This window comes from Arthrobacter sp. 10N410, from assembly GCF_056394945.1.
The window spans coordinates 355,230-380,879 of record NZ_JBFTIP010000002.1 but is presented as its reverse complement, the minus strand read 5'-3'; the positions used below and the strand labels follow the sequence as shown (position 1 = coordinate 380,879).

The 25,650-nt window shown below is 68.0% G+C and carries 22 protein-coding genes; 9 read left to right on the top strand and 13 right to left on the bottom strand.

Annotation, left to right across the window (positions count from 1 at the left end; genetic code table 11):
* Positions 1–69: 69 nt before the first annotated feature.
* The 3 genes from AC1DB8_RS06250 to AC1DB8_RS06240 are packed head-to-tail and all read left to right on the top strand — an operon-like array spanning position 70 to position 3,794.
* Positions 70–1,764, top strand: a complete 1,695-nt coding sequence (locus tag AC1DB8_RS06250) for an FAD-binding dehydrogenase (RefSeq protein WP_476892493.1) — start codon at positions 70–72, stop codon at positions 1,762–1,764.
* A gap of 21 nt (positions 1,765–1,785) precedes the next feature.
* A complete protein-coding gene (locus tag AC1DB8_RS06245) occupies positions 1,786–2,772 on the top strand; it encodes an alpha/beta hydrolase (protein WP_476892492.1) in 987 nt (328 codons plus the stop codon).
* Positions 2,769–3,794, top strand: a complete 1,026-nt coding sequence (locus AC1DB8_RS06240) for an alpha/beta hydrolase (RefSeq protein WP_476892491.1) — start codon at positions 2,769–2,771, stop codon at positions 3,792–3,794. Before AC1DB8_RS06245 ends, AC1DB8_RS06240 begins: the two co-directional genes overlap by 4 nt.
* Positions 3,795–3,867: 73 nt before the next feature.
* Here AC1DB8_RS06240 and AC1DB8_RS06235 read toward each other — a convergent pair whose 3' ends face one another.
* From AC1DB8_RS06235 to leuA, 3 genes are all read right to left on the bottom strand, one after another.
* Positions 3,868–4,713, bottom strand: a complete 846-nt coding sequence (locus tag AC1DB8_RS06235; RefSeq protein ID WP_441417753.1) for an isoprenyl transferase — start codon at positions 4,711–4,713, stop codon at positions 3,868–3,870.
* A 2-nt stretch (positions 4,714–4,715) separates the two neighbouring features.
* Positions 4,716–5,471: a DNA repair protein RecO gene (gene recO / locus AC1DB8_RS06230; protein ID WP_441417752.1), complete on the bottom strand. Its 756-nt coding sequence runs from the start codon at positions 5,469–5,471 to the stop codon at positions 4,716–4,718.
* A 97-nt stretch (positions 5,472–5,568) separates the two neighbouring features.
* Positions 5,569–7,308 (bottom strand): 2-isopropylmalate synthase, encoded by a 1,740-nt coding sequence (gene leuA / locus AC1DB8_RS06225; RefSeq protein ID WP_476892490.1) that lies wholly within the window; start codon positions 7,306–7,308, stop codon positions 5,569–5,571.
* Positions 7,309–7,560: 252 nt separating this feature from the next.
* Here leuA and AC1DB8_RS06220 point away from each other — a divergent pair, with 252 nt between their 5' ends.
* The gene (locus AC1DB8_RS06220; protein WP_476892489.1) at positions 7,561–9,513 is read left to right on the top strand and encodes a M13 family metallopeptidase; all 1,953 of its coding nucleotides are present in this window, start codon (positions 7,561–7,563) and stop codon (positions 9,511–9,513) included.
* Positions 9,514–9,624: 111 nt separating this feature from the next.
* Here the strand turns inward: AC1DB8_RS06220 and AC1DB8_RS06215 are convergent, their stop codons facing one another.
* The 5 genes from AC1DB8_RS06215 to AC1DB8_RS06195 all read right to left on the bottom strand — a co-directional run bounded on the left by AC1DB8_RS06215 (position 9,625) and on the right by AC1DB8_RS06195 (position 15,184).
* Positions 9,625–11,211 carry an LCP family protein gene (locus AC1DB8_RS06215; RefSeq protein WP_476892488.1) on the bottom strand — a complete coding sequence of 529 codons (1,587 nt, stop codon included), beginning with the start codon at positions 11,209–11,211 and terminating at the stop codon, positions 9,625–9,627.
* 143 nt (positions 11,212–11,354) lie between these two features.
* Positions 11,355–12,314, bottom strand: a complete 960-nt coding sequence (gene era / locus AC1DB8_RS06210; RefSeq protein WP_175321064.1) for a GTPase Era — start codon at positions 12,312–12,314, stop codon at positions 11,355–11,357.
* Positions 12,298–13,629: a hemolysin family protein gene (locus AC1DB8_RS06205; protein ID WP_441417748.1), complete on the bottom strand. Its 1,332-nt coding sequence runs from the start codon at positions 13,627–13,629 to the stop codon at positions 12,298–12,300. The genes era and AC1DB8_RS06205 overlap by 17 nt, the downstream gene beginning before the upstream one ends.
* Positions 13,626–14,099 carry an rRNA maturation RNase YbeY gene (gene ybeY, locus AC1DB8_RS06200; RefSeq protein WP_175321062.1) on the bottom strand — a complete coding sequence of 158 codons (474 nt, stop codon included), beginning with the start codon at positions 14,097–14,099 and terminating at the stop codon, positions 13,626–13,628. The genes AC1DB8_RS06205 and ybeY overlap by 4 nt, the downstream gene beginning before the upstream one ends.
* The gene (locus tag AC1DB8_RS06195; RefSeq protein ID WP_476892487.1) at positions 14,096–15,184 is read right to left on the bottom strand and encodes a PhoH family protein; all 1,089 of its coding nucleotides are present in this window, start codon (positions 15,182–15,184) and stop codon (positions 14,096–14,098) included. Before AC1DB8_RS06195 ends, ybeY begins: the two co-directional genes overlap by 4 nt.
* Before the next feature lie 316 nt (positions 15,185–15,500).
* On the opposite strand from AC1DB8_RS06195, the gene AC1DB8_RS06190 reads away from it, so the two are divergent.
* Entirely contained in the window at positions 15,501–16,436 is a 936-nt protein-coding gene (locus AC1DB8_RS06190; protein WP_476892486.1) for a GerMN domain-containing protein, read from the top strand.
* 74 nt (positions 16,437–16,510) lie between these two features.
* Here AC1DB8_RS06190 and AC1DB8_RS06185 read toward each other — a convergent pair whose 3' ends face one another.
* The 3 genes from AC1DB8_RS06185 to hrcA all read right to left on the bottom strand — a co-directional run bounded on the left by AC1DB8_RS06185 (position 16,511) and on the right by hrcA (position 19,505).
* Positions 16,511–17,281: a 16S rRNA (uracil(1498)-N(3))-methyltransferase gene (locus AC1DB8_RS06185; protein ID WP_476892485.1), complete on the bottom strand. Its 771-nt coding sequence runs from the start codon at positions 17,279–17,281 to the stop codon at positions 16,511–16,513.
* Between the two features lie 2 nt (positions 17,282–17,283).
* Positions 17,284–18,411 carry a molecular chaperone DnaJ gene (gene dnaJ / locus AC1DB8_RS06180; RefSeq protein WP_441417743.1) on the bottom strand — a complete coding sequence of 376 codons (1,128 nt, stop codon included), beginning with the start codon at positions 18,409–18,411 and terminating at the stop codon, positions 17,284–17,286.
* An 80-nt stretch (positions 18,412–18,491) separates the two neighbouring features.
* The gene (hrcA, locus tag AC1DB8_RS06175; protein ID WP_476892484.1) at positions 18,492–19,505 is read right to left on the bottom strand and encodes a heat-inducible transcriptional repressor HrcA; all 1,014 of its coding nucleotides are present in this window, start codon (positions 19,503–19,505) and stop codon (positions 18,492–18,494) included.
* Positions 19,506–19,737: 232 nt separating this feature from the next.
* Here hrcA and AC1DB8_RS06170 point away from each other — a divergent pair, with 232 nt between their 5' ends.
* Both AC1DB8_RS06170 and AC1DB8_RS06165 read left to right on the top strand, forming a co-directional pair.
* Entirely contained in the window at positions 19,738–20,592 is an 855-nt protein-coding gene (locus tag AC1DB8_RS06170; protein WP_441417741.1) for a DUF3097 domain-containing protein, read from the top strand.
* Between the two features lie 122 nt (positions 20,593–20,714).
* A complete protein-coding gene (locus tag AC1DB8_RS06165) occupies positions 20,715–21,134 on the top strand; it encodes a DUF4870 domain-containing protein (protein WP_441417740.1) in 420 nt (139 codons plus the stop codon).
* Positions 21,135–21,202: 68 nt separating this feature from the next.
* Here AC1DB8_RS06165 and hemW read toward each other — a convergent pair whose 3' ends face one another.
* Both hemW and lepA read right to left on the bottom strand, forming a co-directional pair.
* Positions 21,203–22,441 carry a radical SAM family heme chaperone HemW gene (hemW, locus tag AC1DB8_RS06160; protein ID WP_476892483.1) on the bottom strand — a complete coding sequence of 413 codons (1,239 nt, stop codon included), beginning with the start codon at positions 22,439–22,441 and terminating at the stop codon, positions 21,203–21,205.
* A gap of 2 nt (positions 22,442–22,443) precedes the next feature.
* Positions 22,444–24,297, bottom strand: a complete 1,854-nt coding sequence (gene lepA, locus AC1DB8_RS06155; RefSeq protein ID WP_175321053.1) for a translation elongation factor 4 — start codon at positions 24,295–24,297, stop codon at positions 22,444–22,446.
* Between the two features lie 245 nt (positions 24,298–24,542).
* Here lepA and AC1DB8_RS06150 point away from each other — a divergent pair, with 245 nt between their 5' ends.
* Both AC1DB8_RS06150 and rpsT read left to right on the top strand, forming a co-directional pair.
* A complete protein-coding gene (locus AC1DB8_RS06150; protein WP_441417737.1) occupies positions 24,543–25,094 on the top strand; it encodes a type II toxin-antitoxin system PemK/MazF family toxin in 552 nt (183 codons plus the stop codon).
* A gap of 222 nt (positions 25,095–25,316) precedes the next feature.
* Positions 25,317–25,577, top strand: a complete 261-nt coding sequence (rpsT, locus tag AC1DB8_RS06145) for a 30S ribosomal protein S20 (RefSeq protein WP_476892482.1) — start codon at positions 25,317–25,319, stop codon at positions 25,575–25,577.
* Positions 25,578–25,650 lie beyond the last annotated feature (73 nt).

Below are 25,650 nucleotides of genomic sequence, written 5' to 3'. Positions count from 1 at the left end.
TTTCCGGTTCCGGCCGCGCAAACCAAAATGCCGGGCAAACCGTACCCCCGCGGGCGCTAGCATGAAGCCATGACCAGCGAGGGTGCAGTCCACAGCAGCGTGCCGGCGACGCCCGGCACCCGGATCGAGGCCGACGTCGTCGTTGTCGGGGCAGGCCTCGCCGGCCTGGTGGCCGCGGCGGAAGCGTACGCCGCTGGCCGCCGGGTGGCTGTCCTGGACCAGGAGCCGGAGGCTTCGGCCGGCGGGCAGGCGCACTGGTCCTTTGGCGGCCTGTTCCTGGTCAACACCCCGGAGCAGCGCCGGCTGGGCGTCCGGGACAGTGCCGAGCTGGCCCTCGCCGACTGGCTGTCTTCCGCCGCCTTCGACCGCCCCGAAGACGCCCTCGCCCGGGAGTGGGCCGAGGCCTACGTGAACTTCGCGGCGGGTGAGAAGCGCGCCTGGCTCGCCTCGCTCGGCGTCCGGCTCTTTCCGCTCGTGCAGTGGGCCGAGCGCGGCGGCTACGGCCCGGACGGCCACGGCAACACGGTGCCGCGCTTCCACGTCGCCTGGGGCACCGGCCCGGCACTGGTCGCGCCCTTCCTCGCCAAACTCCGCGAGGGCGTGGCTGCAGGGCGCGTCTCCTTCCACTTCCGGCACCGCGCCACCGAGTTGACGACGACGGCGGGCCGGCTCAGCGGCGTGCACGGCGAGATCCTGGAGGCCAGCAGCGCTGCGCGGGGCGAGCAGTCCTCCCGCATCGCCGCCGGCGCGTTCGAGGCCTCCGCCGGAACCGTCATCGTCACCAGCGGCGGCATCGGCGGCAACCACGGCGCGGTCCGGCGGCAGTGGCCCGGCGGCGGCGCCCCGGCGTCCATGCTGAGCGGCGTGCCGGCCTCGGTGGACGGCGACTTCCTGGTCGCTGTGGACCGTGCCGGCGGCCGGCTGATCAACGGCGACCGGATGTGGCACTACCCGGAAGGCATCCAGAACCACAGCCCGGTCTGGCCGCAGCACGGCATCCGGATCCTGCCCGGGCCCTCGGCGCTCTGGCTCGACGCCACCGGCAAGATGCTCCCGGCACCGCTGTTCCCCGGCTTCGACTCGCTCGGCGCGCTGCGGCACATCCTCGGAACCGGGCACACCCACTCGTGGTTCGTGTTGAACAAGACCATCGCGCTGAAGGAGTTCGCGCTCTCCGGCTCGGAGCAGAACCCGGACCTGACCGGGAAGGACGTGTGCCTGCTCGCCGCCCGGCTGAAACCTTCCGCGGACAGTCCGCTGCAGCGGTTCCTGGACCGGGGCGTGGATTTCCTGCAGGCAGGCACTCCGACGGAGCTTGCCGCGAAAATGAACGGGCTCACCGGGACCCCGCTCATCGACGCCGCCGGGCTGGACCGGCTGGTCCGGTCCCGGGACCGGCAGTTCGCGAGCGGGCTGGGCAAGGACCCGCAGCTTGCCGCGATCCGCGCCGCCCGCCGCTTCACCACCGACAGGATCATGCGGGTGGCCCCGCCACACCGGATGCTGGACCCCCGGCACGGGCCCCTGCTGGCGGTCCGCCTCTCCGTCCTGACCCGCAAAAGCCTCGGCGGGATCCACACCGACCTGCATTCCCGGGTCCTGGACGCCGCCGGCCGGCCGGTCGCCGGACTCTACGCGGCCGGCGAGGCGGCCGGCTTCGGCGGTGGCGGCATCCACGGGTACCGCTCCCTGGAGGGCACCTTCCTGGGCGGGTGCCTGTTCTCTGGCCGCGCGGCAGGCCGCGCCGCGGCCTCGGCCCTGTAGCCGGCAGAGCGGGAGGATCCGATGGACTGGCAGACCGACATCCTGGGTGAGGACTTCGCGGCGTGCGCTTTCAAGGCGGCCGGCCCGGACGGGGTCGAACGCACGGCCACCCTGGTCCGGCACATCCCTTCGACCGGAGCCGGCAAGGCTCCCCGGCGGGCCGTCCTCTTCCTGCACGGCTGGAGCGACTACTTCTTCAACGAGGAGCTCGCCGAGTTCTGGACCGGCCACGGCTTCGGGTTCTTCGCACTGGACATGCACAACCACGGCCGAAGCCTGCAGTACGGTGCGCACGGCGGCTACGTCGCCGACCTTGCCGACTACGACGCCGAGATCACGGCGGCGATCGGCATCATCGAATCCCTGGCCCCCATGGGGTCCCCTCCCCCGCGGGTCACCTTGATGGGACACTCCACCGGCGGGCTCATCGCGGCGCTCTGGGTGAGCCGGCATCCGGGCCGCGCCGCCCAACTGGTCCTCGACAGCCCGTGGCTGGAAATGCATGGCAGCCCGGCGGTCCGCCGCGCCGCGCGGACCATGCTGGAGCCGCTGGCCCGGTTCCGGCCCGAATCCGTGATCCGGCTTCCCGAGCGCGCCTTCTACTGGCGCAGCATCAGCAGCGCCGCCGAGGGCGAATGGGTGCTGGATGACAACTACCGCCCGCCCCGGGCCTTCCCGGTGCGGGCGGGCTGGCTCAGCGCCGTGCTGGCCGGCCAGTCCCAGGTGGCCCGGGGGCTGAACATCGACGTTCCCATCCTCGTGATGATCTCCGGGGCCAGCGCCAACGGAATGTTCTGGAAGGAGTCCATGCGGCGCACCGACGCCGTCCTGGATGTCAACACCATTGCCCTGCGCGCCCTGAGCCTGGGCCGCACCGTGACCCTGGAACGGATCGACGGTGCCCTGCACGACGTCTTCCTCTCGGCGCCGCGGGTCCGCGCGGACGCGTATGCGCGGCTCGCCCGCTGGATCCGCGCCTACGTTCTGGACGACGGCGGCCCCGCGTGAGGGGTCCAGCGGCGCCACCGCGGTGGCGCCGGGATGTACTGGGACACCGTTTCGAGTCCCTGGAGCTGGAACTGCCGCCGGACGATGAAGGACCCGTCGTTGCCACCCTCGTTCGCCATGCCAGCAACGGCGGTGCAGCTGATGGCCCGCCGGACGCCCCCGGGACCCGGGCGCCGGAGAAAGTGGTCCTCTACCTGCACGGCTGGGCCGACTACTTCCTGCAGGCGGAACTCGCTGAGCAAATCGTGGCTGCTGGGTTCCACTTCTACGCCCTGGACCTGCGGAAGTTCGGGCGCAGCCTGCGCAGCTGGCAGACCCCCGGCTACACCACCGACCTGACGGTCTATGACGAGGACCTCGCCGCTGCGCTTGCCGCCGTCACCGCCGATGTGGCCACCCGGACCGGCAGCGCCGGGCGGCCGACGGTCCACCTGCTCGCGCATTCCCTCGGCGGCCTCGTCGCGGCACTGTGGGCTGACCGGAATCCGGGAGTACTGGGCACCCTGGTCCTGAACGCGCCATGGCTGGAACTGCAGGGCAGCAGCCTGATCCGAAACATCGCCATGCAGTTGGTGGAACCACTGGCGCGCACCGACCCGCGGCGGCCGTTGCTGCTGCCCAGCATGCCCGGCTACTGGGACAGCGTCAGCGGCTCAGCGCACGGCGAATGGGACGTGGATCCCGAGTGGCGGCCACGGGCGTCCTTCCCGATCCGTCCGGGTTGGACGAAGGCTGTCCTCGCCGGCCATGCGGCCGTGCAGCGGCGGCTGGACATCACCTCGCCGGTACTGGTGATGCTTTCCGGGCGCACCCACATCCAGGCCGAATGGAGCGACGTGCTGATGGACGTCGACGCCGTGATCGACGTCGAGGAAACTGCCCGCCGGGCGCTGGGGCTGGGCCGCAGGGCTGCCGTCTTCCGTTACCCGGGCGCCATCCACGACGTCTTTCTCTCCCGCCGCACGGTGCGGCAGGAGGCCTACGACGACCTCCTGCTCTGGCTGAGCCTCTACCCAGGCTGACTGCGCTGGAACGGGCCAGCGTGGCAGGCGGCGTGGCCGGCGACGTGGCTGGCCGCCGCGCCGGCTACCGGGGTCAGGCTGGGGTGACGGGGGCGGCGGCGTCCACCGCGCCGCCGTAGCGGCGGTCCCGCTGCGCGTAAATCTCCACGGCGTCCCAGAGGGTGCGGCGGTCCACATCCGGCCACAGCGTGTCCAGGAAGACGAATTCGGCGTAGGCCGACTGCCAGAGCATGAAGTTGGAGAGCCGCTGCTCACCCGAGCTGCGCAGGAACAGGTCGACGTCCGGCAGGTCCGGTTCGTCCAGGTACTTTTGGATGGTCCGTTCGGTGATAGCGCCTGGCCTGAGCCGGCCTGCGGCCACCTCCTCGGCGATGGCTGAGACTGCGTCGGTGATCTCCGCCCGGCCGCCGTAGTTAACACACATGTTCAAAGTGCAGGTGCTGTTGCCGCGGGTGAACTCCTCGGCCTCTTCTAGCTCCCGGATCACCGACCCCCAGAGTTTGGGCCGCCGGCCGGACCAGCGGATCCTCACGCCCCACTCATCCAGCTGGTTGCGCTGCCGTCGCAGCACATCCTTGTTAAATCCCATCAGGAAGCGGACTTCCTCGGGTGAACGGCGCCAGTTTTCGGTGGAGAATGCATAGACGCTGACGTGCTCAATGCCCAGTTCGATTGCCCCGGCCATGACGTCCAGCAGGGCCGGTTCCCCCGCCTTGTGGCCTTCGATCCGGGGCAGTCCACGCTGGTTCGCCCAGCGGCCGTTTCCGTCCATCACGATCGCGACGTGCCGGGGAATGAACTCGGCAGGGATGGCGGGCGGCACGGCACCGGAGGGATGCGGGTAGGGCGCCACCACTTCGGAGCTGCGCTGTCGGACGGGGTTCTTCTTGCTGCCTGGAGTTTTCTTGCCTAGGGCCACGGTTAGGTTCGCTCCACATGTTTGAGGGATTTCAGGACACGTTCCAAATGCCACTGCAGGTAGCTCGCCACCAGGCCGGCGGCCTCCCGGCGGTGGATGGTTGCGGACGCATCCGCGGCCGTCCAGTTCCCGGTCAGCAGCGCACCCAGCAGCAGCACAGTCTCCGTAGCCGGCGCGGGTGAACCCGGTGGCCGGCACTCCCCGCAGACCATGCCGCCCAGCGGGGCGGAGAACGCGGTGTGCGGGCCCGGAGCGCCGCAGCGGGCGCATTCGGTGAAGCTGGGTGCCCAACCGCCGGTGGAGAGGGCGCGGAGCAGGTAGGAGTCCAGGATGAGTTCCGGGGCATGGTCGCCGCGGCTCAAGGAAGCCAGCGCCCCGACCAGCAGGTTGTACTGGGCGGTTCCCGCTTCGCCGTCGACGTCGGTGAGCTTTTCCGCGGTTTCGGTCATCGCGGCGGCGACGGTGTAGCGGCCGTAGTCGGCCGCGATACTGGAGCCGTAGGCGCCCTTGGCGACGGCCTGCGTGACCACGTCCAGGGTGCGGCCGGAGATGAGCTGGAGGTCCGCGACCATGAACGGCTCCAGCCTGGCGCCGAATCGGCTGCTGGTGCGGCGCACGCCCTTGGCGACCGCACGGACCTGCCCGTGGTGCTTGGTCAGCAGGGTGATGATGCGGTCCGCCTCGCCGAGCTTATGGGTGCGCAGGACCACGGCGTCGTCGCGGTACGCGCGGGCAGCAAAGGAGGAAGGTTGGGCCACAGTTAATCTTCGCACTGACTTTCGGGAATCTCCGCCATTGGGAAAACAGCACTGCGCCGCCGGAGACTCCGACGGCGCAGTGCTGTTCCCGAATGGCCTAGGCGCGGGCGTCCCGGATGGCGCGGTTGACGGCGGAGATGACGGCCTTGAGCGAGGCCATCGACGTGTTGGCGTCGATGCCGACGCCCCACAGCACCCGCTCCCCCACGGCGCATTCAACGTAGGCCGCGGCCTGGGCGCTGCCGCCCTCGGACAGGGCGTGCTCGCTGTAGTCCAGCACGCGGACGTCAACGCCGTCCTCGCGCAGGATGCTCAGCAGGGCCGCGATCGGGCCGTTGCCCACCCCGGTGCGGCGGAGCTGCTTGCCGTCCACCTTGAGAGCGGCGGTCAGCGTCATGGTGCCGTCCTCGTCGGACTCGGTGCTGACCGCGCCGAGCGCATAGCGGCCCCACTGGGCTTCGGCCGCGGCGGAAGGCAGGTATTCGTCCTGGAACAGCTGCCACAGCTGGGCGCCGCTGACTTCGCCGCCCACCGTGTCGGTACGGCGCTGGATGACGCCGGAGAACTCGATCTGCGCGCGGCGCGGCAGGTCCAGGTTGTGCTCGTTCTTGAGCAGGTAGGCCACGCCGCCCTTGCCGGACTGCGAGTTGACCCGGATCACGGCCTCGTAGCTGCGGCCGAGGTCCTTCGGATCGACCGGCAGGTAGGGCACCTGCCAGGCGTAGTCCGCCACGTCCTTGCCGGCGGCGGCGGCGTCCTTCTCCAGGGCTTCCAGGCCCTTCTTGATGGCGTCCTGGTGCGAGCCGGAGAAGGCTGTGAAAACCAGGTCACCGCCGTAGGGTGAACGCTCCGCGACGGGCAGCTGGTTGCAGTACTCCACCGTGCGGCGGACGTCGTCGATGTCGGAGAAGTCGATCATCGGGTCGATGCCCTGGACGAACATGTTCAGGCCCAGCGTGACCAGGTCGACGTTGCCGGTACGTTCGCCGTTGCCGAACAGGCAGCCCTCGATCCGGTCGGCACCGGCCAGGTAGCCCAGCTCGGCCGCCGCGACGCCGGTACCGCGGTCGTTGTGCGGGTGCAGGGAGAGGATGATTCCTTCGCGCGGGTGCAGGTGCCGGCTCATCCATTCGATCGAATCGGCGTACACATTGGGGGTGGCCATCTCCACCGTGGCCGGCAGGTTGATGATCACCTGGCGGTCGGCGGATGCTTCGAAGACGTCGGCGACGGCGTTGCAGACGCGCACGGCGTAGGCGAGCTCGGTGCCCGTGAAGGACTCCGGGGAGTACTCGTAGGTGATGTGGGTGTCTTCGAGGGTTTCCTCGTACTTCTTGCACAGCCGGGCACCCTGCAGGGCGATGTCGAGGATTCCGTCCTCGTCCTGGTTGAACACGACGCGGCGCTGCAGGACCGACGTCGAATTGTAGAGGTGCACGATGGCCTGCTTGGCGCCGACCAGGGACTCGTAGGTCCGCTCGATCAGATGCTCGCGGGCCTGGGTCAGGACCTGGATCGTAACGTCGTCCGGGATGTGGTTGCCCTCGATCAGCTGGCGAACGAAGTCGAAGTCCGTCTGCGAGGCCGAAGGGAAGCCGACTTCGATCTCCTTGTAGCCCATCCGGACCAGCAGATCGAACATCTTCATCTTGCGGGCCGGGCTCATCGGGTCGATCAGGGCCTGGTTGCCATCACGCAGGTCGACCGCGCACCAGCGCGGGGCCTTGGTGATGACCTTGTCGGGCCAGGTGCGGTCCGGCAGTTCGACCGTGATCAGGTCCTGGAACGGGACGTAGCGGTGGACCGGCATTCCTGAGGGCTGCTGTGCGTTTCGCATTACTATCGGGGCCTTTTCTGTGGTTCTTGGTGAAAGGGTGGCCGGGCAACACAAACTCCGCAGCGAGGTTTGGCCTTGCGCTAGATCGCGTCTGAGGCCCCGCCGCGGCAGCTAAGAAGGAGCAGTTCTGCGCGCACGTTTTCACAGTAACACGGGTGCGTAAGATGAAGGAGCCATACCTCCGTAACGTCCACCATGCAGACGCTGTGCCGGTCCCAGGCCCGGTTCAGCCTCCCACTCGAAGGAGCATCAGTGCCGCTTTCCGGGATCGACAAGTCCACCATCGACGACGGCGTCCGCCCCCAGGACGACCTGTACCGGCATTTCAATGGCGGCTGGCTGAAGAAAACCGCCATCCCGGACGACCGGCCCCTGGAGGGAACGTTCACGGCGCTGCGCGACGGCTCGGAGCTGGCGGTCAAGGAGATCATCCTGGAGGCGGCCGGCCGCGGCGAGGCAGCCACCGGTATCGAACGCAAGATCGGCGACCTGTACAACAGCTTCATGGACGAGGCCGCCGCGGAGGCCAAAGGCGCGGAGCCGATCCGGGAGCGGCTGGCCGAGGTTTTCGCCACCGACTCGGTGGCCGAACTGGTCCAGCTGGCCGGACGGCTCTTCCGCGCGGACGTCTCCGGACTCTTCTACATTTACCCGGCACCGGACGCGGGCAACCCGGACCGGATCCTGCTCTACACCGGCCAGGGCGGCCTGGGCCTGCCGGATGAGTCCTACTACCGCGAAGAGAAGTTCGCGCCGATGGTCCAGGCCTACCGTGAACATGTCCGCACCATGTTCGGGCTGGCCGGCGTAGCGGACGCGGAGGCAGCCGCGGCCCGGGTGGTGGACCTGGAGACGTCCCTCGCGTCCCATCACTGGGACAAGGTCACGCTGCGCAATCCGCAGAAGACGTACAACTTGAAATCAGCCGAGGAGGTCTCGCAGCTGTTCCCGCTGCTGTCCGCCTGGTTCGATGCCGCCGCCATCGTGCCGGAGAAGCGCTCCGAACTCGTCGTCAGCACGCCGGACTTCTTCGCGGGCGCCGCGGAACTGCTCCAGGCGGTGCCACTGGCCACCTGGCAGGAATGGCTGGCCATGCGGGTGGTCAGCGCGGCGGCGCCGTATCTGTCCGCCGCGTTCGTGGACGCGAACTTCGCCTTTTACGGCACCACGCTCAGCGGCACGCCCCGCAACCGGGACCGCTGGAAGCGAGGCGTCGCCGTCGTCGAGGCCGCCCTGGGTGAGGCCGTCGGGCAGATCTACGTCGCCCGGCACTTCCCGGAAAGCCACAAGGCGCACATGCGTTCGCTGGTCGGCAACCTGATCGAGGCGTACCGCGAATCCATCACCGGCCTGGCGTGGATGGGCGAAGAGACCAAGCTGGAGGCGCTGAAGAAGCTGGATTCCTTCCGGGCCAAGATCGGCTACCCGGACAAATGGATCGACTACTCCGCCGTCGTGATCGACGAGGCGGACCTGCTGGGGAACGTGGAGCGCGCCCACAGCGCCGACGTCGACCGGCACCTGGACGAGGTGGGCAAGCCCGTGGACCGGGAGAAGTGGCTCATGACGCCGCAGACCGTGAACGCCTACTACCATCCGTTGCTGAACGAGATCGTGTTCCCGGCAGCCATCCTGCAGCCGCCGTTCTTCACCGCCGACGCCGACGACGCCGTGAATTACGGCGGCATCGGGGCCGTGATCGGCCACGAGATCGGCCACGGCTTCGATGACCAGGGCTCCCAGTACGACGGCAGCGGCCTGCTCCGGAACTGGTGGACCGAGGCCGACCGGACGGCCTTCGAGGCGCTGACCTCCAGGCTGGTGGCCCAGTTCGATGCCCTCTCCCCCGCGGAAGCCGAAGGCCACCACGTCAACGGCAGGCTGACGCTGGGCGAAAACATCGGCGATCTTGGCGGCCTGACCATCGCCTACAAGGCGTACCTGATCAGCCTCGGCGGCCAGGAGGCGCCGGTCCTGGACGGGCTGACCGGAGCCCAGCGCTTCTTCGCTTCCTGGGCGGCCAGCTGGCGGCAGGTGATCCGGAGCGAGGAAGCCATCCGGCGGCTCGCCACGGATCCGCACTCCCCCAACGAATTCCGCACCAACAACATCGCCCAGAACCTTGACGCCTTCCATGCGGCCTTCGAAACCGGCGAGCAGGACGGCATGTGGCTGGCGCCGGAGGAACGCGTCAGCATCTGGTAGCCAGCCTTCGGCGGCAACTGAGCCAACAGGGGCGGGCCGGGTGAAATCATCACCCGGCCCGCCCCTGTTAACTTCGTTCGGCCGGCCCCCAGTTCGTGCCCCGTCCTCGTCCTAGGGGACAATCAGCTCCGGGTTCGCCTGCTGGCAGACGGTGTCACCGGCCGTCTGGTTGACGATGTCCGGCGGCAGCGATACCGGTGCATCCGCCTGCTTGGTGCCGCTCTTGTAATCGCTGCCCACATAGACCTGGACGCCGGTGACACCGGCCGCCGGGAGCACCTGCTTCGCCCGGATGCCCAGCAGTTTGGCGACGTCGGCTGCAACGTCGGCGAAATCTGCTCCGTAGTAGACGGCGGTGGCCGCCACTGACTGGGCGTCGAACTGGCTCGTCTGGGTGAAGCCGCCGGCCTTGAGGGCGGCCGCGAGTTCCTGGCCCCGAGCCGGGTTACCGGAACCGTTGGCCACGGCAATGGGCTGCAGCGTCTTGTCGTAGGCCGGGGCGGCCGGGGCCTTGCTGGCCGTCGGCGTGGCACTTGCCGACGCGCTGGCGGAGGCATCGGGGGTGGCCGCAGGCTTGGCTGTCGGGTCGGTCAGGTCGATGTCCTTGCGCATCGCCGCAAACAGCTCGGAGGCTGCGGGTTCCGCCAGTTGGAGGCGGTTCGAGTCGGACACCGCCGGCTCGGTCGGGGCGGCAACGAACGCCACCTTGCCGACGTCGATGTTCTTCAGCCGGTTCCCCACCGTCAACAGCGTCGGTACGGAGGCCAGGCCGTCGTCGATGGTCAGGTTCTTGGTAATGGCGTCCGCAATGCCGAGCATCCGGGCCGGGTTGGTCAGGGTCCCGTCGTCCTTGATCTTGCGGACCAGCGAGGACAGGAAGCCCTGCTGCGCCTTGATCCGGCCGAGGTCACTGCCGTCGCCGAAGGCATGGCGGGTACGAACGAACGAGAGAGCCTGCTCGCCCTTGACCTTGGACGTGCCCTTGGGAAGCCGGAGCCCGGAGTCCGGGTCGAAGACCGCGTCGCTGATGCAGACATCCACACCGCCGACGGCGTTGGAGAGTTCCTTGACGGCATTGAAGTCCGCCATCATGAAGTGGTCGATCTCCAGGCCGGTGAGCTTGTTGACGGTGTCCACGGCACAGCCGATGCCCGCTTCGGACATCGCCGAATTGATCATGACGCCTGTCTGGGCGGGATACTGCTTGTTGGACTTCGGGTCCTTGCACTTAGGGGTGTCCACCAGCAGGTCGCGCGGGAAACTAACGACGCTGACGCGCTTGTTGTCCGCCGAGATGTCCATCAGCATCATGACATCCGAGTGGCCGTAGCCGGAGGAATCGTCCTTGGAGCCGTACTGCGAGTTCTTGCCGTCGCGGGTGTCCGTGCCCAGGATCAGGATCTGCATTCGCCCGGTGGCATCGTCGGGCGCGCCCTCCGTCCGGCTGTTGCCGGCGCCGAGGGCCTGCGTGCTGATGTTGCCCTGCAACCGGATGAGCCAGTAAGCCCCGAACGCAATGACCCCCACGAGCAGCACGGAGACAACGATCGTGGTGGCCTTCAGCCAGCCGGGGATATGCCGGGCGGCGCCAAGATGGCGCGCCGGGCCGACGGAAGGATCTTCCGCGTGCCGAGCAGCCGCATGGGACCGAACCGGGGGGCCGGTTCCGTCTGCACGGTTATCACGGGGTAGAACCACGGGTGGAGCCTTCCTTTGCGAACGGGAGTTTCCCTATTTTAGTGGCCGAAACTGGGAAAATCCCGATGGGCATGCCCGAGCGTGGCCGCTGCGTTGTTGCGCGGTCCGTCCCGGCGGGTAACCGCCGCCGGTTCAGTCCAGGCCTAGAAGCCCAGCTTCACCAGCTGCTTTGGATCCCGCTGCCAGTCCTTCGCGACCTTGACGTGCAGGTCCAGGTAGATGCGGGCGCCGAGGAGCGCCTCGATGGCCTTGCGGGCCGTGGTGCCGACGTCGCGGAGCCGCGCTCCGCCCTTGCCGATGATGATTGCCTTCTGCGACGGCCGTTCGACATAGAGATTAACCCGGACATCCAGGAACGGGCGGTCCTCGGGCCGGCCCTCGCGAGGAACAATCTCATCGACCACAACCGCCAGGGAGTGCGGAAGTTCGTCGCGGACGCCTTCCAGGGCTGCCTCGCGGATGAGTTCGGCGATCATCACCGCTTCCGGCTCGTCCGTCAGGTGTCCGTCCGGGTACAGCGGCGGCGACGGCGGCATGTGGCCGATTAGCACGTCGGCGACGGTGCCGACCTGGAAGCCGTCCGTCGCGGAGACGGGAACGATATCCTTCCAGCCGTCCTCCCCCAGCACCTCGCGGCCCAGGGCGGCGACGGCGAGCAGCTGCTCGGTCAGTGCCTGGCGGTCCACCGTGTCGGCTTTCGTCACGATCGCAATGACCGGCTTGTTGCCGATGGCGGCGAGCTGTGCGGCGATGAACTTGTCGCCGGGGCCGATCTTCTCGTTGGCGGGCAGGCAGAAGCCGATCGCGTCGACCTCGGCGAGGGTGTCCGCGACCAGTTCGTTGAGCCGCTTGCCCAGCAGGGTCCGCGGGCGGTGCAGGCCCGGGGTGTCGACCATGATCAGCTGCGCGTCGTCGCGGTGCACAATGCCGCGGATGGTGTGCCGGGTGGTCTGCGGCTTCGCCGAGGTGATGGCGACCTTCTGGCCCACCAGGGCGTTGGTGAGGGTGGATTTCCCCGCGTTCGGCCGTCCCACCAGCACCGCGAACCCGGCCCGGTAGCCGCCGAAAGGCGCTTCGCCGTCGGACTTATTCTGCTTGCTCACGTGGAACTCCCTGTTGCGTTGGTTCAGCCTCGTCGAGAAGATCTTCAAGGTCAGTTTCTTCCTTTGGCACCGCGGCCGCAATGATGTGGCTGACGCGGTTCCGGCGGCCTTCCAGCCTGTCGGCGCGGAGGGTGACGCCGTCGACGCTGACGGTGCTTCCGACGATCGGCACCCGGCCGAGCGCCTTGGCGAGCAGGCCGCCGACGGTGTCCACCTCATCGTCGTCGAGCTCCAGGTCGAAGAGCTCGCCGAGGTCGTCGATGCTCATCCGGGCGCTGACCCGGTAGCTGCCGTCGCCCAATTCGACCGCTTCCGCGGCCTCGGTGTCGTATTCGTCCACGATCTCGCCGACGATTTCCTCGATCAGGTCCTCGAGTGTGACCAGCCCGGCGGTGCCGCCGTACTCATCGATCACGATCGCCACGTGCGTGGATTCCTTCTGCAGCTCGCGGAGCAGCTCGCTGACCGGTTTGGAGTCCGGCACGTAGCGGACCTCGCGGGCCAGTTCGTCGACGACCGGGGGTTCCTCGCCGGGGGCCAGGTTGTGGACGACGGCGGCGACGTCCTTGAGGTAAACGATGCCGAGGATCTGGTCCGTGTTCTCGCCGATGACGGGGATCCGCGAGTACCCGGAGCGGAGGAACAGCGACATGGCCCGGTGCAGGCTGGAGCCGGAGTCGATGCAGAGAATGTCGGTCCGGGGCACCATCACGGAGCGGACCAGGGTGTCGCCGAAATCGAAGACGGACTGGATCAGCTCGGCCTCGTTGTCCTCGATCACGTCGGATTCGCTGGCGCGATCAACGAGTTCGCGGAACTCCTCTTCGCTGAAAAAGGCCTCGTTGTCCGCAGGCGCCCCCGGTGCCACGGCGCTGCCCAGGGTGACCAGCCAGCCCGGGATCGGACCAAGCACCCAGCAGAGCCAGCGGATCAGCGGGGCGGAGAAACGGACCATGCCGGCGGAGTGCACCCGGCCCAGCTGGCGCGGCGACACCCCGACGATCACGAAGCCCACGAGGGCCATGATGCCGGTCGCGGCGAGCCCGGCGAGCCAGACATTGCCGAGCAGGCTGTTCAACAGCACGGTCACGGCCACCGCGGAGGCCATCTCGAACCAGACCCGCCAGAACCGCAGCGCGCGCATGTGCGCCACCGGCTGGGCCATGATCCGTTTCAGCGCCGTGCCGCGGCTCTGCAGGATCGCCTGTTCGGCGTCGTGGCGGGGAAGGTAGTTGAAGGCGGCCTCTGCCGCGGTCAACACAGCCGCAAAGCTGAGGAAGACCAGCGCCATGCCGGCCAGGATCAGTGGGGTCACTGAATCGTCTCTGCCGGGGCGTCCTTGCCGGTGAAGCCGGAGAGCAGCTCGCGCTGCAGCCCGAACATCTCTTCCTTCTCCTCCGGCTCCGCGTGGTCGAAGCCCAGCAGGTGCAGGATGCCGTGGGTGGTCAGCAGCAGCATCTCGTCCTGGGTGGAGTGGCCGGCGTTCTTAGCCTGTACCTCCGCCACCTGGGGGCAGATCGCGATGTCGCCGAGCATGCCCTGCGGTGTGGGCTTGTCCGGCGTGCCGGGAGTGAGTTCATCCATCGGCACGGACAGCACATCGGTGGACCCGGGCTCGTCCATCAGTTCGATGTGCAGCTTCTCCATGGCGGGCTCGTCGACCAGCAGGATGGACAGCTCCGCCTGCGGGTGGATGAAGAGCCGCTCAAAGACGAACCGGGCCAGCGCCACCAGCTCGGCTTCGTCCACCGTGACGCCGGATTCGTTGTTGACCTCGATGCTCATGCGTGTTCTCCCCGGTTCTCCCGGGCGACGGAATGCTTGACCCGGTTCCTTTGTGTCTCGTCCCAGACGCTGTACGCGTTGACGATGTCGCCCACCAGCCGGTGCCGGACAACGTCGGATGCGTCCAGGACCGAGAAATTGACGTCCTCGATCCCCTGCAGGATGTCTTCGACGATCCGCAGCCCGGAACGGGTGCCGAACGGCAGGTCCACCTGGGTGACGTCGCCGGTGACGACCATCTTGGAGCCGAAGCCCAGCCGGGTGAGGAACATCTTCATCTGCTCGGGGGTGGTGTTCTGGGCCTCGTCCAGGATGATGAACGCGTCGTTGAGCGTGCGTCCGCGCATGTAGGCCAGCGGCGCCACCTCGATGGTGCCGGCGGCCATCAGCCGCGGGATCGACTCGGGGTCCATCATGTCGTGCAGGGCGTCGTAGAGCGGACGCAGGTAGGGATCGATCTTGTCACTGAGCGTGCCGGGCAGGAAGCCGAGCCGCTCCCCCGCTTCGACGGCCGGGCGGGTCAGGATGATCCGGCTGACTTCCTTCTGCTGCAGCGCCTGGACCGCCTTGGCCATGGCCAGGTAGGTCTTGCCGGTGCCGGCCGGGCCGATCCCGAAGATCACCGTGTTTGCGTCAATCGCATCCACATAGTTCTTCTGGTTCAAGGTCTTGGGCCGGATGGTCTTGCCGCGGCTGGAGAGGATGTTGTGGGTGAGCACGTCCACCGGGTTCTGCAGCGACTGGGTGCGCAACAGCGACACGAGCTGCTGCAGGACAACCGGCGTAATCACCGTGCCGCGCGCCACCAGGCCGCGCACCTCGTTGAGCAGCCGCATAATCCTGGGCACGTCGGCGGCAGGGCCGCTGATGGAGAGCTCGTTCCCGCGGACATGGAAGTCGACGCTGGGGAACTGGGTTTCGATAAAGCGCAGGGCTTCGTCATGGCTCCCCAGGGACTGCACCATCTGGTCGGAATTGTCGAACAGGACCACCTCCGTCCGCAGACCTGGGAGGGAGTGGGGAAATTCCCCTGCGGTGCGCTCGTTCGCGCTGATCCGGGCCTTGCCGTTGGCTGCTTCAGTCATGGTGTTGGCCCGTGGGCCTCTGGTCCCCTCCAGTTCGGAAATGGTCTCGCCGCCTCGGCGCCGGCCGACGGCGTTCCGGGCCGTCCGCGCCGGGTTTCAGCGGGTCCTTCCATCTTACGCCAGCGCGGCCCGGTGCCGGAGCGGAGGGCATTAGGTATCAACTTCATATCGTCCTCATATCGTTCCCGTTGCAGTTCGCCGGACAGCGCGGAATCCCCACTGGAGCGCAGGCACCTTGTGCAATGCTGGATTCGGCCCTGCCGGGCCCGCGGAGCGAGAAACACAGCGAAGGGACAGGGCAATCAGCCAGCGTGGAGTGAACAAGACAGCAGCAGGGCGGAATACGCGCCGCGGCTTGCTGCACCTTGTGCTGCCCGCTGCCCTGGCGCTGTCCGGCTGCGTGGCCACGCCCCAGCCGGGCATCACGAACTCCGACACGCCCTCCCACACGGTCCCCGGCCCGGCCGCCGGCGTCGCCACCACCAGCGCACCGCTGGAATCCACCCAGGCCTCCAACAAGGCTCCGGTCTACTGGATCGGGCGCAGCAACAACAACGTCTTCCTGTACCGCGAGTTCCGGGACGTGTCGGAAGAGGACAACCCGATCACCCGGGCGCTGCGGGTGATGATGTCGCAGAAGCCGCTGGACCCTGATTTCTTCACCCCGTGGCAGAACCCCAGGCTCCTGGCCACCTCGATTTCCGGCAAGAACGTGATCACGGTGGACGTGTCCGCCGATGCGTTCAACAGCAACGTCGACGCCGACATGGCCGAACGCGCGATCCAGCAGCTCGTCTACACGGCCACGGCCGCCGGTGCCAGCGCCGGGCTGACCGATACCGGGCAGCAGATCCAGGTCGTCATCCTCGTCGACGGGCACACCGACTACGTCGCCTTCAACCGGGTCCGGCTCGGTTCACCGACCTCGCGCAGCGCCGGAATGGTGGCGCCCGTGTGGATCATCGATCCGCAGGAGGGCACCGAGGTGGCGGACGGCGCGGTCAAGATTTCCGGCCGGAGCACGGTCCCGGGCGGAAAGCTGCGCTGGGAGATCCTGCGGGTCGACGGCGCCAGCAAGACGCCCTATCTGGACGGCAACATCACGGCCTCCGCCGATGCCTCGAAGCCCGGCCTGTTCAACCTCTCGTTGAACCTCGGTCCCGGTGAGTATGAGGTCCGCGTGTCGCAGGTCGATCCCAGCAGCAAGGTCCAGGACCTGAACGTAGATACCCGCGGGTTCACTGTCCGCTAAGGCATTCCGCTAAGGCAGGCACCCGGCGGACCCGCACGGGCGCGGCGCCTGGCCTGTCCTACTACTGCTTGCCCCTACCAACGTCCCAGGACGTCGCTGGCCAGCACCGTGGCGGCGGGGCCGGCGGTGGAAGAACGCAGCACGTGGTGGCCCAGCAGGGCGGTGACGGCTCCCGCATCGCACAGCCGGGTGACCTCGCGGGGGCTGATGCCGCCCTCGGGGCCCACGATCAGGAGCACCTCGCGGGCCACACCGCCGTCGCCGGCCTGCTGGTGCCAGGCCTCCAGCACCTGCCGCAGGGGCCGAACCGCGTCCTCGTGCAGGATCACGGCCAGGTCCGCGGCGGCTACGGCCGCCTGCAGGCCGTTGCCGTCCACCGCGGCGCGGACCTCCGGAATCCAGGCGCGGCGTGCCTGCTTCGCGGCTGCCGTCACCACGGACTGCCATTTGGCGTGCGCCTTCGCCGCGCGTTCGGGTTTCCAGCGGACGATCGAGCGTTCGGCCTGCCAGGGCACGACGGCGTCAATCCCCAATTCGGTCGCGGTCTCAGCCGCCAGCTCGTCGCGGTCGCCCTTGGCCAGGGCCTGCACCAGCACCAGCCGAACGTCAGGCCTTGGCTCGGTCACGACCTCGCCGCACTCCACCGTCAGCTCCTGCGGCGCGGCGGCCGTCACGGTGCCGGTGATCCGCTTGCCGGCGCCGTCGGCGATGTCCACCGGCTCCCCCACGGCCAGGCGCTTGACCGTCACCGCGTGGCGCGCCTCGGCGCCTTCGAGGACGAACGTCGCGCCGGGGACCAGCTGGTCCAGGGTGCCTGCGGGGGTGAAGAAGACCGGGTTGCTCACCGCTACAGGTTACCGAGCCGGTCCCGCAGCTTCGCGAAGACACCGCCGCTGGCGGCAAGCTTCCCTTCGGTGAACTGCTCGCCGCGGAGTTTGGCGAGCTGGCGCAGCAGGTCTTCCTGGGCGGCGTCGAGCTTCGCGGGGGTATCCACCTGCAGGTGGACCTTGAGGTCTCCGCGGCCGTAGCCGCGCAGGTGCGTGACGCCCAGGCCACGCAGCGTGATGACCTCGCCGGACTGGGTGCCGGCCTTGACGTCGATTTCCTGTTGACCGTCAAAGGTCTCAAGGGTCAGCTCTGTGCCGAGCGCGGCCGCCGTCATCGGGATGTTCAGGCTAGCGTGCAGGTCGTCGCCTTCGCGCACGTAGGTGGGGTCGTTGTTGACCCGGATCTCGACGTACAGGTCACCGGACGGGCCGCCGGCAGGACCGGCCTCACCCTGGCCGGAGAGCTGGATGCGGGTGCCGGTAGCGACGCCGGCGGGAACCTTGACGGTAAGCGAGCGGCGGCTGCGGATGCGGCCCTGGCCGGCGCATTCGTTGCAGGGATCCTTGATGACCGTGCCGAAGCCCTCGCAGCTGCCGCAGGGGGCAGTGGTCATGACCTGGCCGAGGATGGAACGCACGGCGCGCTGGACCTGGCCGCTGCCGCCGCAAATGTCGCAGCGCTCGGGGTGGCTGCCTTCGCGGCAGCAGGAACCCTCACAGGTGGGACAGGTGACGGCGGTGTCCACTTCGAGCTTCTTGTTGACCCCGAAGACGGCGTCGCGCAGGTCGATCCGGACGCTGATCAGGGCGTCCTGGCCGCGCCGCACCCGGGATGCGGGGCCACCCTGGCCGCCGGCGCCGCCGAAGAAGGTTTCGAAGATGTCCTGGAAGGCGAAGCCCTGGCCGGCGTAGCCGCCGCCGAAGCCGTTGTCGTTCCCGTTCTCGTTGCCCGTCGTGTCGTAGACCCGGCGCTTTTGCGGGTCGGAAAGCACCTCGTAGGCATGGGTGACCGCCTTGAAGCGCTCGGAAGCGTCATCACCGGGGTTCACATCCGGGTGCAGGGTCCGCGCAAGCTTGCGGTAGGCCTTCTTGATCTCTTCCCCCGTGGCTTCACGGGAGACTCCAAGAACGTCATAGTGGCTGCTCAAAGTCTGTATCTCTTCCTTTTTGTACTGCCAGTGGGGCACTGCCTGTAGTTGGCAAGAAGTCCGGTTCCGGATCCGGCCCGTCAGGGCCCGAGGATCCGCGAAAGGTAGCGGGCCACCGCACGGACGGCGGCCATGGTGGTGGGGTAGTCCATCCGGGTGGGGCCAAGGACTCCGACCTTGGCCGTGGCGTCCGGGCCGTAGCCGGTGGCCACCACGGACGCTTCGGACAGGCCGTCGTAAGGGTTCTCCCGGCCGATGCTTACCGTGACGCCGCGCGGGTCCTCCGCCATGTCGCTGAGCAGGCGCAGCATCACCACCTGCTCTTCAAGCGCTTCGAGCACGGGTCCGATGCTCAGCGGGAAATCCACATTGGACCTGGCCAGGTTGGCGGTCCCGGCCATGACCATCCGTTCCTCGCGGCTGCTCGCGGCAAGCGATTCAAGCCCGCGGGCCAGGGCCTGGGCGGGTCCCCGCCGCACCGGCGGACAGCTGTCCACCACGGCCTGCAGCGACTGGGGCAGCAAGCTCAACGGGGTGCCGGAGAGCCTGGCCAGGAACAGGGTGCGGAGTTCGGCGAGGGCGTCGTCGCCGAAGTCCTGGCCGACGTCGATCACCCGCTGTTCCACCTTGCCCGTATCCGCGATCAGGACCGTGAGTACCTTGCGCGGCGCCAGGAGCACGAATTCGATGTGCCGGACGCGGGCCCGGCTCAACAGCGGGTACTGCACGACGGCGACCTGGTTCGTCAGCTGCGATAGCAGCCGCACCGTCCGGTCCAGCACGTCGTCGAGGTCATCGGACCCCTCGAGCAGCGCCTGGATGGCGCGGCGCTCCGCCGGAGAGAGGGGTTTGACGGCCGAAATCTGGTCCACGAACAGGCGGTAGCCCTTGTCCGTGGGAATCCGGCCGGCGCTGGTATGCGGCGCCGTGATCAGGCCCTCGTCTTCCAGGGCGGCCATGTCATTGCGGATCGTGGCGCTGGACACGCCCAGATGGTGCCGTTCCACCAGGGCCTTGGATCCAACCGGCTCGCGGGAATGGACGTAGTCCTCCACGATGGCGCGCAGCACTTCGAGTTTGCGTGGCTCGCTCACTCTCCACCTCCAATCGACCCGTATCGGTTCGCCGGTGCCGCCGCGCGTGCAGGAACACCCGGCGTTAGCACTCGACATGCCTAAGTGCTAACCAGTCTAATATGAGTCGCGCCGTTGTTAGCATTGGATTCGCTGCGGGCGTGAGCCCCGGGACTGGTGTTTCCGGGCACACCACAGGCCGCGCCGCCGTTCTGTCCCCCGTAATTCCCGAGTGCAAAGCAGTGTGTAGCAGATGTCGTACCAGAATTGGGGCCCGCAGGATCTCTCCGCGCCCGCCAAGGCCCAGCTGCCCGAGATCCCGGTGGAGCGCGGCATGGTGCTGGAGGACGTGCAGTCCGGCTGGGTGGGCGCCGTCACCCGGGTGGAGAAGTCCGGCGGCATGCACGTCGTGGCCCTCGAGGACCGGCGCGGCAAGTCCCGATCCTTCCGCCTCGGCTTCGGCTTCCTGCTCGAGGGCCAGCCCATCCGGCTGATGCCGCCCGCCCCGCGGGTTCCCGCGGCGGGTGCCGGAGTCGGCGCGCGCACCGCCTCCGGTTCGGTCCGGGTGGAGGGACAGCGTGCCCAGGTCGCGAAGGCCAGCCGGATCTGGGTGGAAGGCAAGCACGACGCCGAACTCGTCGAGAAAGTCTGGGGTGACGACCTCCGCGTCGAGGGCATCGTGGTCGAGCCGCTGCACGGCATCGACGACCTAGCTGCCGCCGTGAAGGAGTTCCGGCCCGGCCCCGGCCGTCGCCTCGGCGTCCTGGTGGACCACCTTGTTCCAGACTCGAAGGAGTCGCGAATCGCCGACGCGGTGATGGCCTCCCCGGGCGCGGCCGGCAACGTGCTGATCGTCGGGCACCCGTACGTCGACGTCTGGCAGGCCATCCGCCCTGCCGTCCTGGGCATTGAGCGGTGGCCGGTGATTCCGCGCGGGGTGGACTGGAAGACCGGCATCCTGACGGCCTTCGGCTGGCCGCACAGCACCAAGGAGGACATCGGCCTGGGCTGGCAGAAACTCCTCGGCGCGGTCCGCAGCTACGCGGACCTGGAGCCCTCCCTGCTGGGCCGGGTCGAAGAGGTCATCGACTTCCTCACGGTGCCGTAGCCGCCTCCCCGTGCTTTAGTTCGCGGTCCGAGCAAGTATTCTTGGTAGGGCGGCCGCTGCATTTTGTTGCGGCCGCGGCTCGTACAGGTACCTACGCTCCACCGCAATCCAAAGGACGAAACGTGGCAGAAGACGCACGCGAACACACGGATCACCAGGCCGGCCATGGCCAGTCGCAGTACCATGGCGTTCCCGCAAATGCTCTGCCGTTGACGGCAAGCGAGGACCGGCAATGGGCCACCCTGGCGCACTTTGGCGGCATTCTGGGTTGCATTCCCGCGCTGCTGATCTACCTGATCTTCAAGGACCGCGGCCCGTTCACGGCGCAGGAGTCGAAGGAGGCGCTGAACTTTACGCTTCCGCCCACCATCGCTGCGGTGGTAGCCAATCTGCTGGTCTTCGTCCCGGTGGTGGGCAACCTGTTCGCAGTCCTGGCGACCGCCATCTGGATTGCCCTCGCCTGCTTCTCGGTGGCCGCCGGCATCCACGTCAACCGCGGCCAGCCGCACCGCTACGAGTACAACCTCCGCTGGATCAAGTAGCGCGAACGGACATTTCCGGCCCGCGCGCCCAACGCGATCGGACACTTCGGCCCGCATGGGCGGACTACCTAGTCCGGCAGGATCCGGCGGACCACGGCGTCGGCCAGGAGCCGGCCCTTGAGCGTGAGCACCAGCCGGCCCTTGAACGCTTCCGCAGGCTCAACGAGCCCGTCGGCGATCAGTCCGGCGACCGCGTGCCGTCCGGTATCCCCCAGCCCGCCAAGACTCGGGATTTCCAGGCCGGTGACCAGTCTGGCTTCGAGCATGACGCGCTCCACGTTGCGGGTCTCGGCGTCGAGGGTCTCCCGCCCGGCCGCGGGCGAGACGCCTGCCGCCAGCCGACCGGCGTAGGCCGTGGGGTGCTTGACGTTCCACCAGCGGACCCCGCCGACGTGCGAATGCGCTCCGGGGCCGATGCCCCACCAGTCATCCCCACGCCAGTAGGCCAGGTTATGGCGACAGGCCTGGTCCGGCGTGCGCGCCCAGTTGCTTACTTCATACCAGCCCAGCCCGGCCGCGGAGATCAGTTCATCGGCCAGTTCGTATTTGGCGGCATGGTCGTCGTCGTCGATCCCCGGAACTTCGCCGCGCCGGATCTGGGCGGCGAGTTTCGTGCCCTCCTCGACGATCAGCGCGTAGGCGCTGATGTGGTCCGGGGCGTAGGACAGTGCCGTCTCCAGCGAGTAGCGCCAGTCCTCCAGCGACTCCCCGGGGGTGCCGTAGATCAAGTCCAGGCTGACCGCGAGGCCGGCCTCGCGCGCCCACTGGACCACCTGCGGCACACGGCTGGGCGTGTGGGTGCGGTCGAGGACCTTGAGGACGTGCGGCACGGCTGACTGCATGCCGAAGGAGACCCGGGTGAAGCCGGCGTCGGCGAGCAATTGCAGGGATTCGGGCGTGACAGAGTCGGGGTTGGCTTCCGTTGTGACCTCGGCGCCGGGTTCCAGTCCCCAGGTATCGATGGCGGCGGCCAGGATGCGGGCCAGGTCACCGGCCGGGAGAAGCGTGGGGGTGCCGCCGCCGAAGAACACCGTGCTGAGCCGGCGCTCCGGCAGGCCGGAGGCTTTCAACGCCCGCCCGGCGAAGTCCACTTCCGCGACGGCGGTGTCCGCGTAGGCGTCCTGCGAGGCGCCGCCGCCGAGTTCCGTGGCGGTGTACGTGTTGAAGTCGCAGTAGCCGCAGCGCACGGCGCAGAACGGAATGTGGACGTAGAGCCCGAAGGCCCGGTCCGCGGCGCCCTCCAGCGCCTGGCCGGGCAGCAGCCCGTCCGACGGCGCGGGGTCACCGAGGGGAAGCGCACTTGGCATGGCTACTTCTTGGCCTTGTCCTTGGACTCTTCCGTGGTGAGTGCGGCGATGAAGGCCTCCTGCGGGACCTCGACGCGGCCCACCATCTTCATGCGCTTCTTGCCTTCCTTCTGCTTCTCCAGCAGCTTGCGCTTTCGGGTGATGTCGCCGCCGTAGCACTTGGCCAGGACGTCCTTGCGGATGGCCCGGATGCTTTCGCGGGCGATGATCCGGGAGCCGATGGCAGCCTGGATCGGCACCTCGAACTGCTGCCGCGGGATGAGTTCGCGCAGCTTGCCGGTCATCATTACACCGTAGGCATAGGCCTTGTCGCGGTGGGTGATGGCGCTGAAGGCGTCGACCTGTTCGCCCTGGAGCATGATGTCCACCTTGACCAGATCGGCGACCTGGTCGCCGTCGGCCTTCCAGTCCAGCGAGCCGTAGCCGCGGGTCTTGGACTTCAGGATGTCGAAGAAGTCGAAGACGATTTCGGCCAGCGGCAGGCGGTAACGGATCTCCACCCGGTCCTCGGAGAGGTAGTCCATGCCGCCCATGACGCCGCGGCGGCTCTGGCACAGCTCCATAATGGCGCCGACGAACTCGTTGGGCGCCAGAATCGTGGCGGAGACCATCGGCTCGCGGACCTCGGAGACCTTACCGGTGGGGTATTCGCTGGGGTTGGTCACGTGGACGACCTTCTTGTCCTCCAGCGTCACCTCGTACTCCACGTTCGGGGCGGTGGAGATCAGGTCCAGCTTGTACTCCCGTTCGAGCCGCTCGCGGGTGATTTCCAGGTGCAGCAGGCCCAGGAAGCCGACGCGGAAGCCGAAGCCCAGCGCGGCGGACGTCTCCGGCTCGTAGACCAGGGCGGCGTCGTTGAGCATCAGCTTCTCCAGCGCGTCACGGAGCACCGGGTAGTCGGTGCCGTCCAGCGGATAGAGGCCGGAGAACACCATCGGCTTGGCGTCGGCGTAGCCGGGCAGGGAGTCGGTGGCGGGCTTAGCCAGGTTGGTCACGGTGTCGCCGACCTTGGACTGGCGGACGTCCTTCACGCCGGTGATCAGGTAGCCGACCTCGCCGACGCCCAGGCCCTTGGACGGGGTGGGCTCCGGGGAGCTCACGCCGATTTCGAGCAGTTCGTGGGTGGCGCGGGTGGACATCATCTGAATGCGCTCACGCGGGTGCAGCATGCCGTCCACCACGCGGACGTACGTTACGACGCCGCGGTAGGTGTCGTAGACGGAGTCGAAGATCATTGCCCGGGCGGGGGCGTTCGGGTCGCCCACCGGGGCGGGGAGATCGCGGACGATCTTGTCCAGCAGGACTTCGACGCCGGCGCCGGTCTTGCCGGAGACGCGCAGCACCTCGTCCGGGTCGCCGCCGATCAGGTTGGCCAGCTCCTCGGCGTACTTCTCCGGCTGCGCCGCGGGCAGGTCGATCTTGTTCAGGACCGGGATGATCGTGAGGTTGTTCTCCATCGCCAGGTAGAGGTTGGCGAGGGTCTGCGCCTCAATGCCCTGGGCGGCGTCCACGAGCAGCACGGCGCCCTCGCAGGCGGCGAGTGACCGGGAGACTTCATAGGTGAAGTCGACGTGGCCGGGAGTGTCGATCATGTTCAGCGCGTAGCTGGTGCCGTCCAGCTCCCAGGGCATCCGGACGGCCTGGGACTTAATGGTGATGCCGCGTTCGCGCTCGATGTCCATCCGGTCCAGGTACTGGGCCTTCATGTCGCGGGACTGGACGACTCCGGTGTACTGGAGCATCCGGTCGGCCAGCGTGGACTTGCCGTGGTCAATATGCGCAATGATGCAGAAGTTCCGGATGAGGGCCGGATCTGTTGCGGCAGGCACCGGGGCGGTGCGGGCCATGGGAGACACGCAGGGTCCTTACTGTTGGCAATACTTGGGGGCTGTACTGGCGGGCTGCACAGCTGGGCTGTTCTACGGGCGGGCGCAGCCGGTGTTCTAGGTTGCTTGTTCCACCTGCTGCGGCACGCCGCATTTCTCGTTCCTATAGTCTCCCACGTCCCGGACCGTGGCACTGCATTAGCGCCGGCGCTCACTGCCCGTCGTCGCCGCTCCGTCAACGTACGCCGGTGCACGGCGGCCGGTAGGGTTTCCCCATGGCCTTGAATCTTCGCTCCCTCGGCAACGCCGTCCGCGGCGCCCTGCGCTTCCTCGACCGGCTCGGCGGCGGCGCTCCTCCCGCGACACGCCGTCCTGCCGGCAAGGCTCCCGCCCGGCAGCCGCCCCGCGCATCCGGCGGACTGACCGGGACCTACCCGGGCGACTTCCAGGGCAAAGCCAAAGTGCAGTACAGCCCCGCCGCGAACGGCCGGGCCGAGCCCGGTGAGATCGTCTGGACCTGGGTCCCGTTCGAAGAGGACCACTCCCGGGGCAAGGACCGGCCGGTGCTGCTCGTGGGAAGCAAGGGCCGGTTCCTGCTTGGCCTGATGCTCACCAGCAAGGACCACGACGGCGACGCGCGCCGCTCGGACGACTACGTCGACATCGGCACCGGGCCCTGGGACCGGCAGTGGCGCCCGAGCGAAGCCAGGCTGGACCGCATCCTGCAAATCAACCCCCAGGACGTGCGCCGCGAGGGCGCCATCCTGGACGCCGGACGGTTCCGGGACATTTCCTCTGCGCTGCGCAGGCGGCACGGCTGGTCCTGAAGTCCGGGTTCTTCGGCGACGCCGTGCGGGGGAACTCCGACCCGCGGGTCGCACCGGGAATCGCCACCGGGTTCGCGTCTCTGCTATTATTGACAGCTGTGTGTCCGTGCAGGTCGACGGCCACAGATGGTTGGTCGCCATAGGTATCCCCACGCCGCTCAGTCAATGGCCAATCTGAAAGCCCTCTAGACCATTTTCCGCATTGAAAAAGAGAGTTCACACGTGGCTAATATCAAGTCCCAGAAGAAGCGCATCCTGACCAACGAAAAGGCTCGCCTGCGCAACAACGCAGTCAAGTCCGAGCTGAAGACGGCCATCCGCGCCGTCAACACCGCCGTTGAGTCCACCGACAAGGATGCCGCTGCTGCTGCACTGGTTTCTGCCAGCCGGAAGCTCGACAAGGCTGTCAGCAAGGGTGTTCTTCACAAGAACAACGCTGCAAACCGCAAGTCCGCGATCTCCAAGAAGGTCAACGCACTCTAAGGTTTTCCAGTTCAACTGAACTGATGATTGTGGCCGGCACCCCCAGGGTGCCGGCCACAGCCAGTTAAAGCGC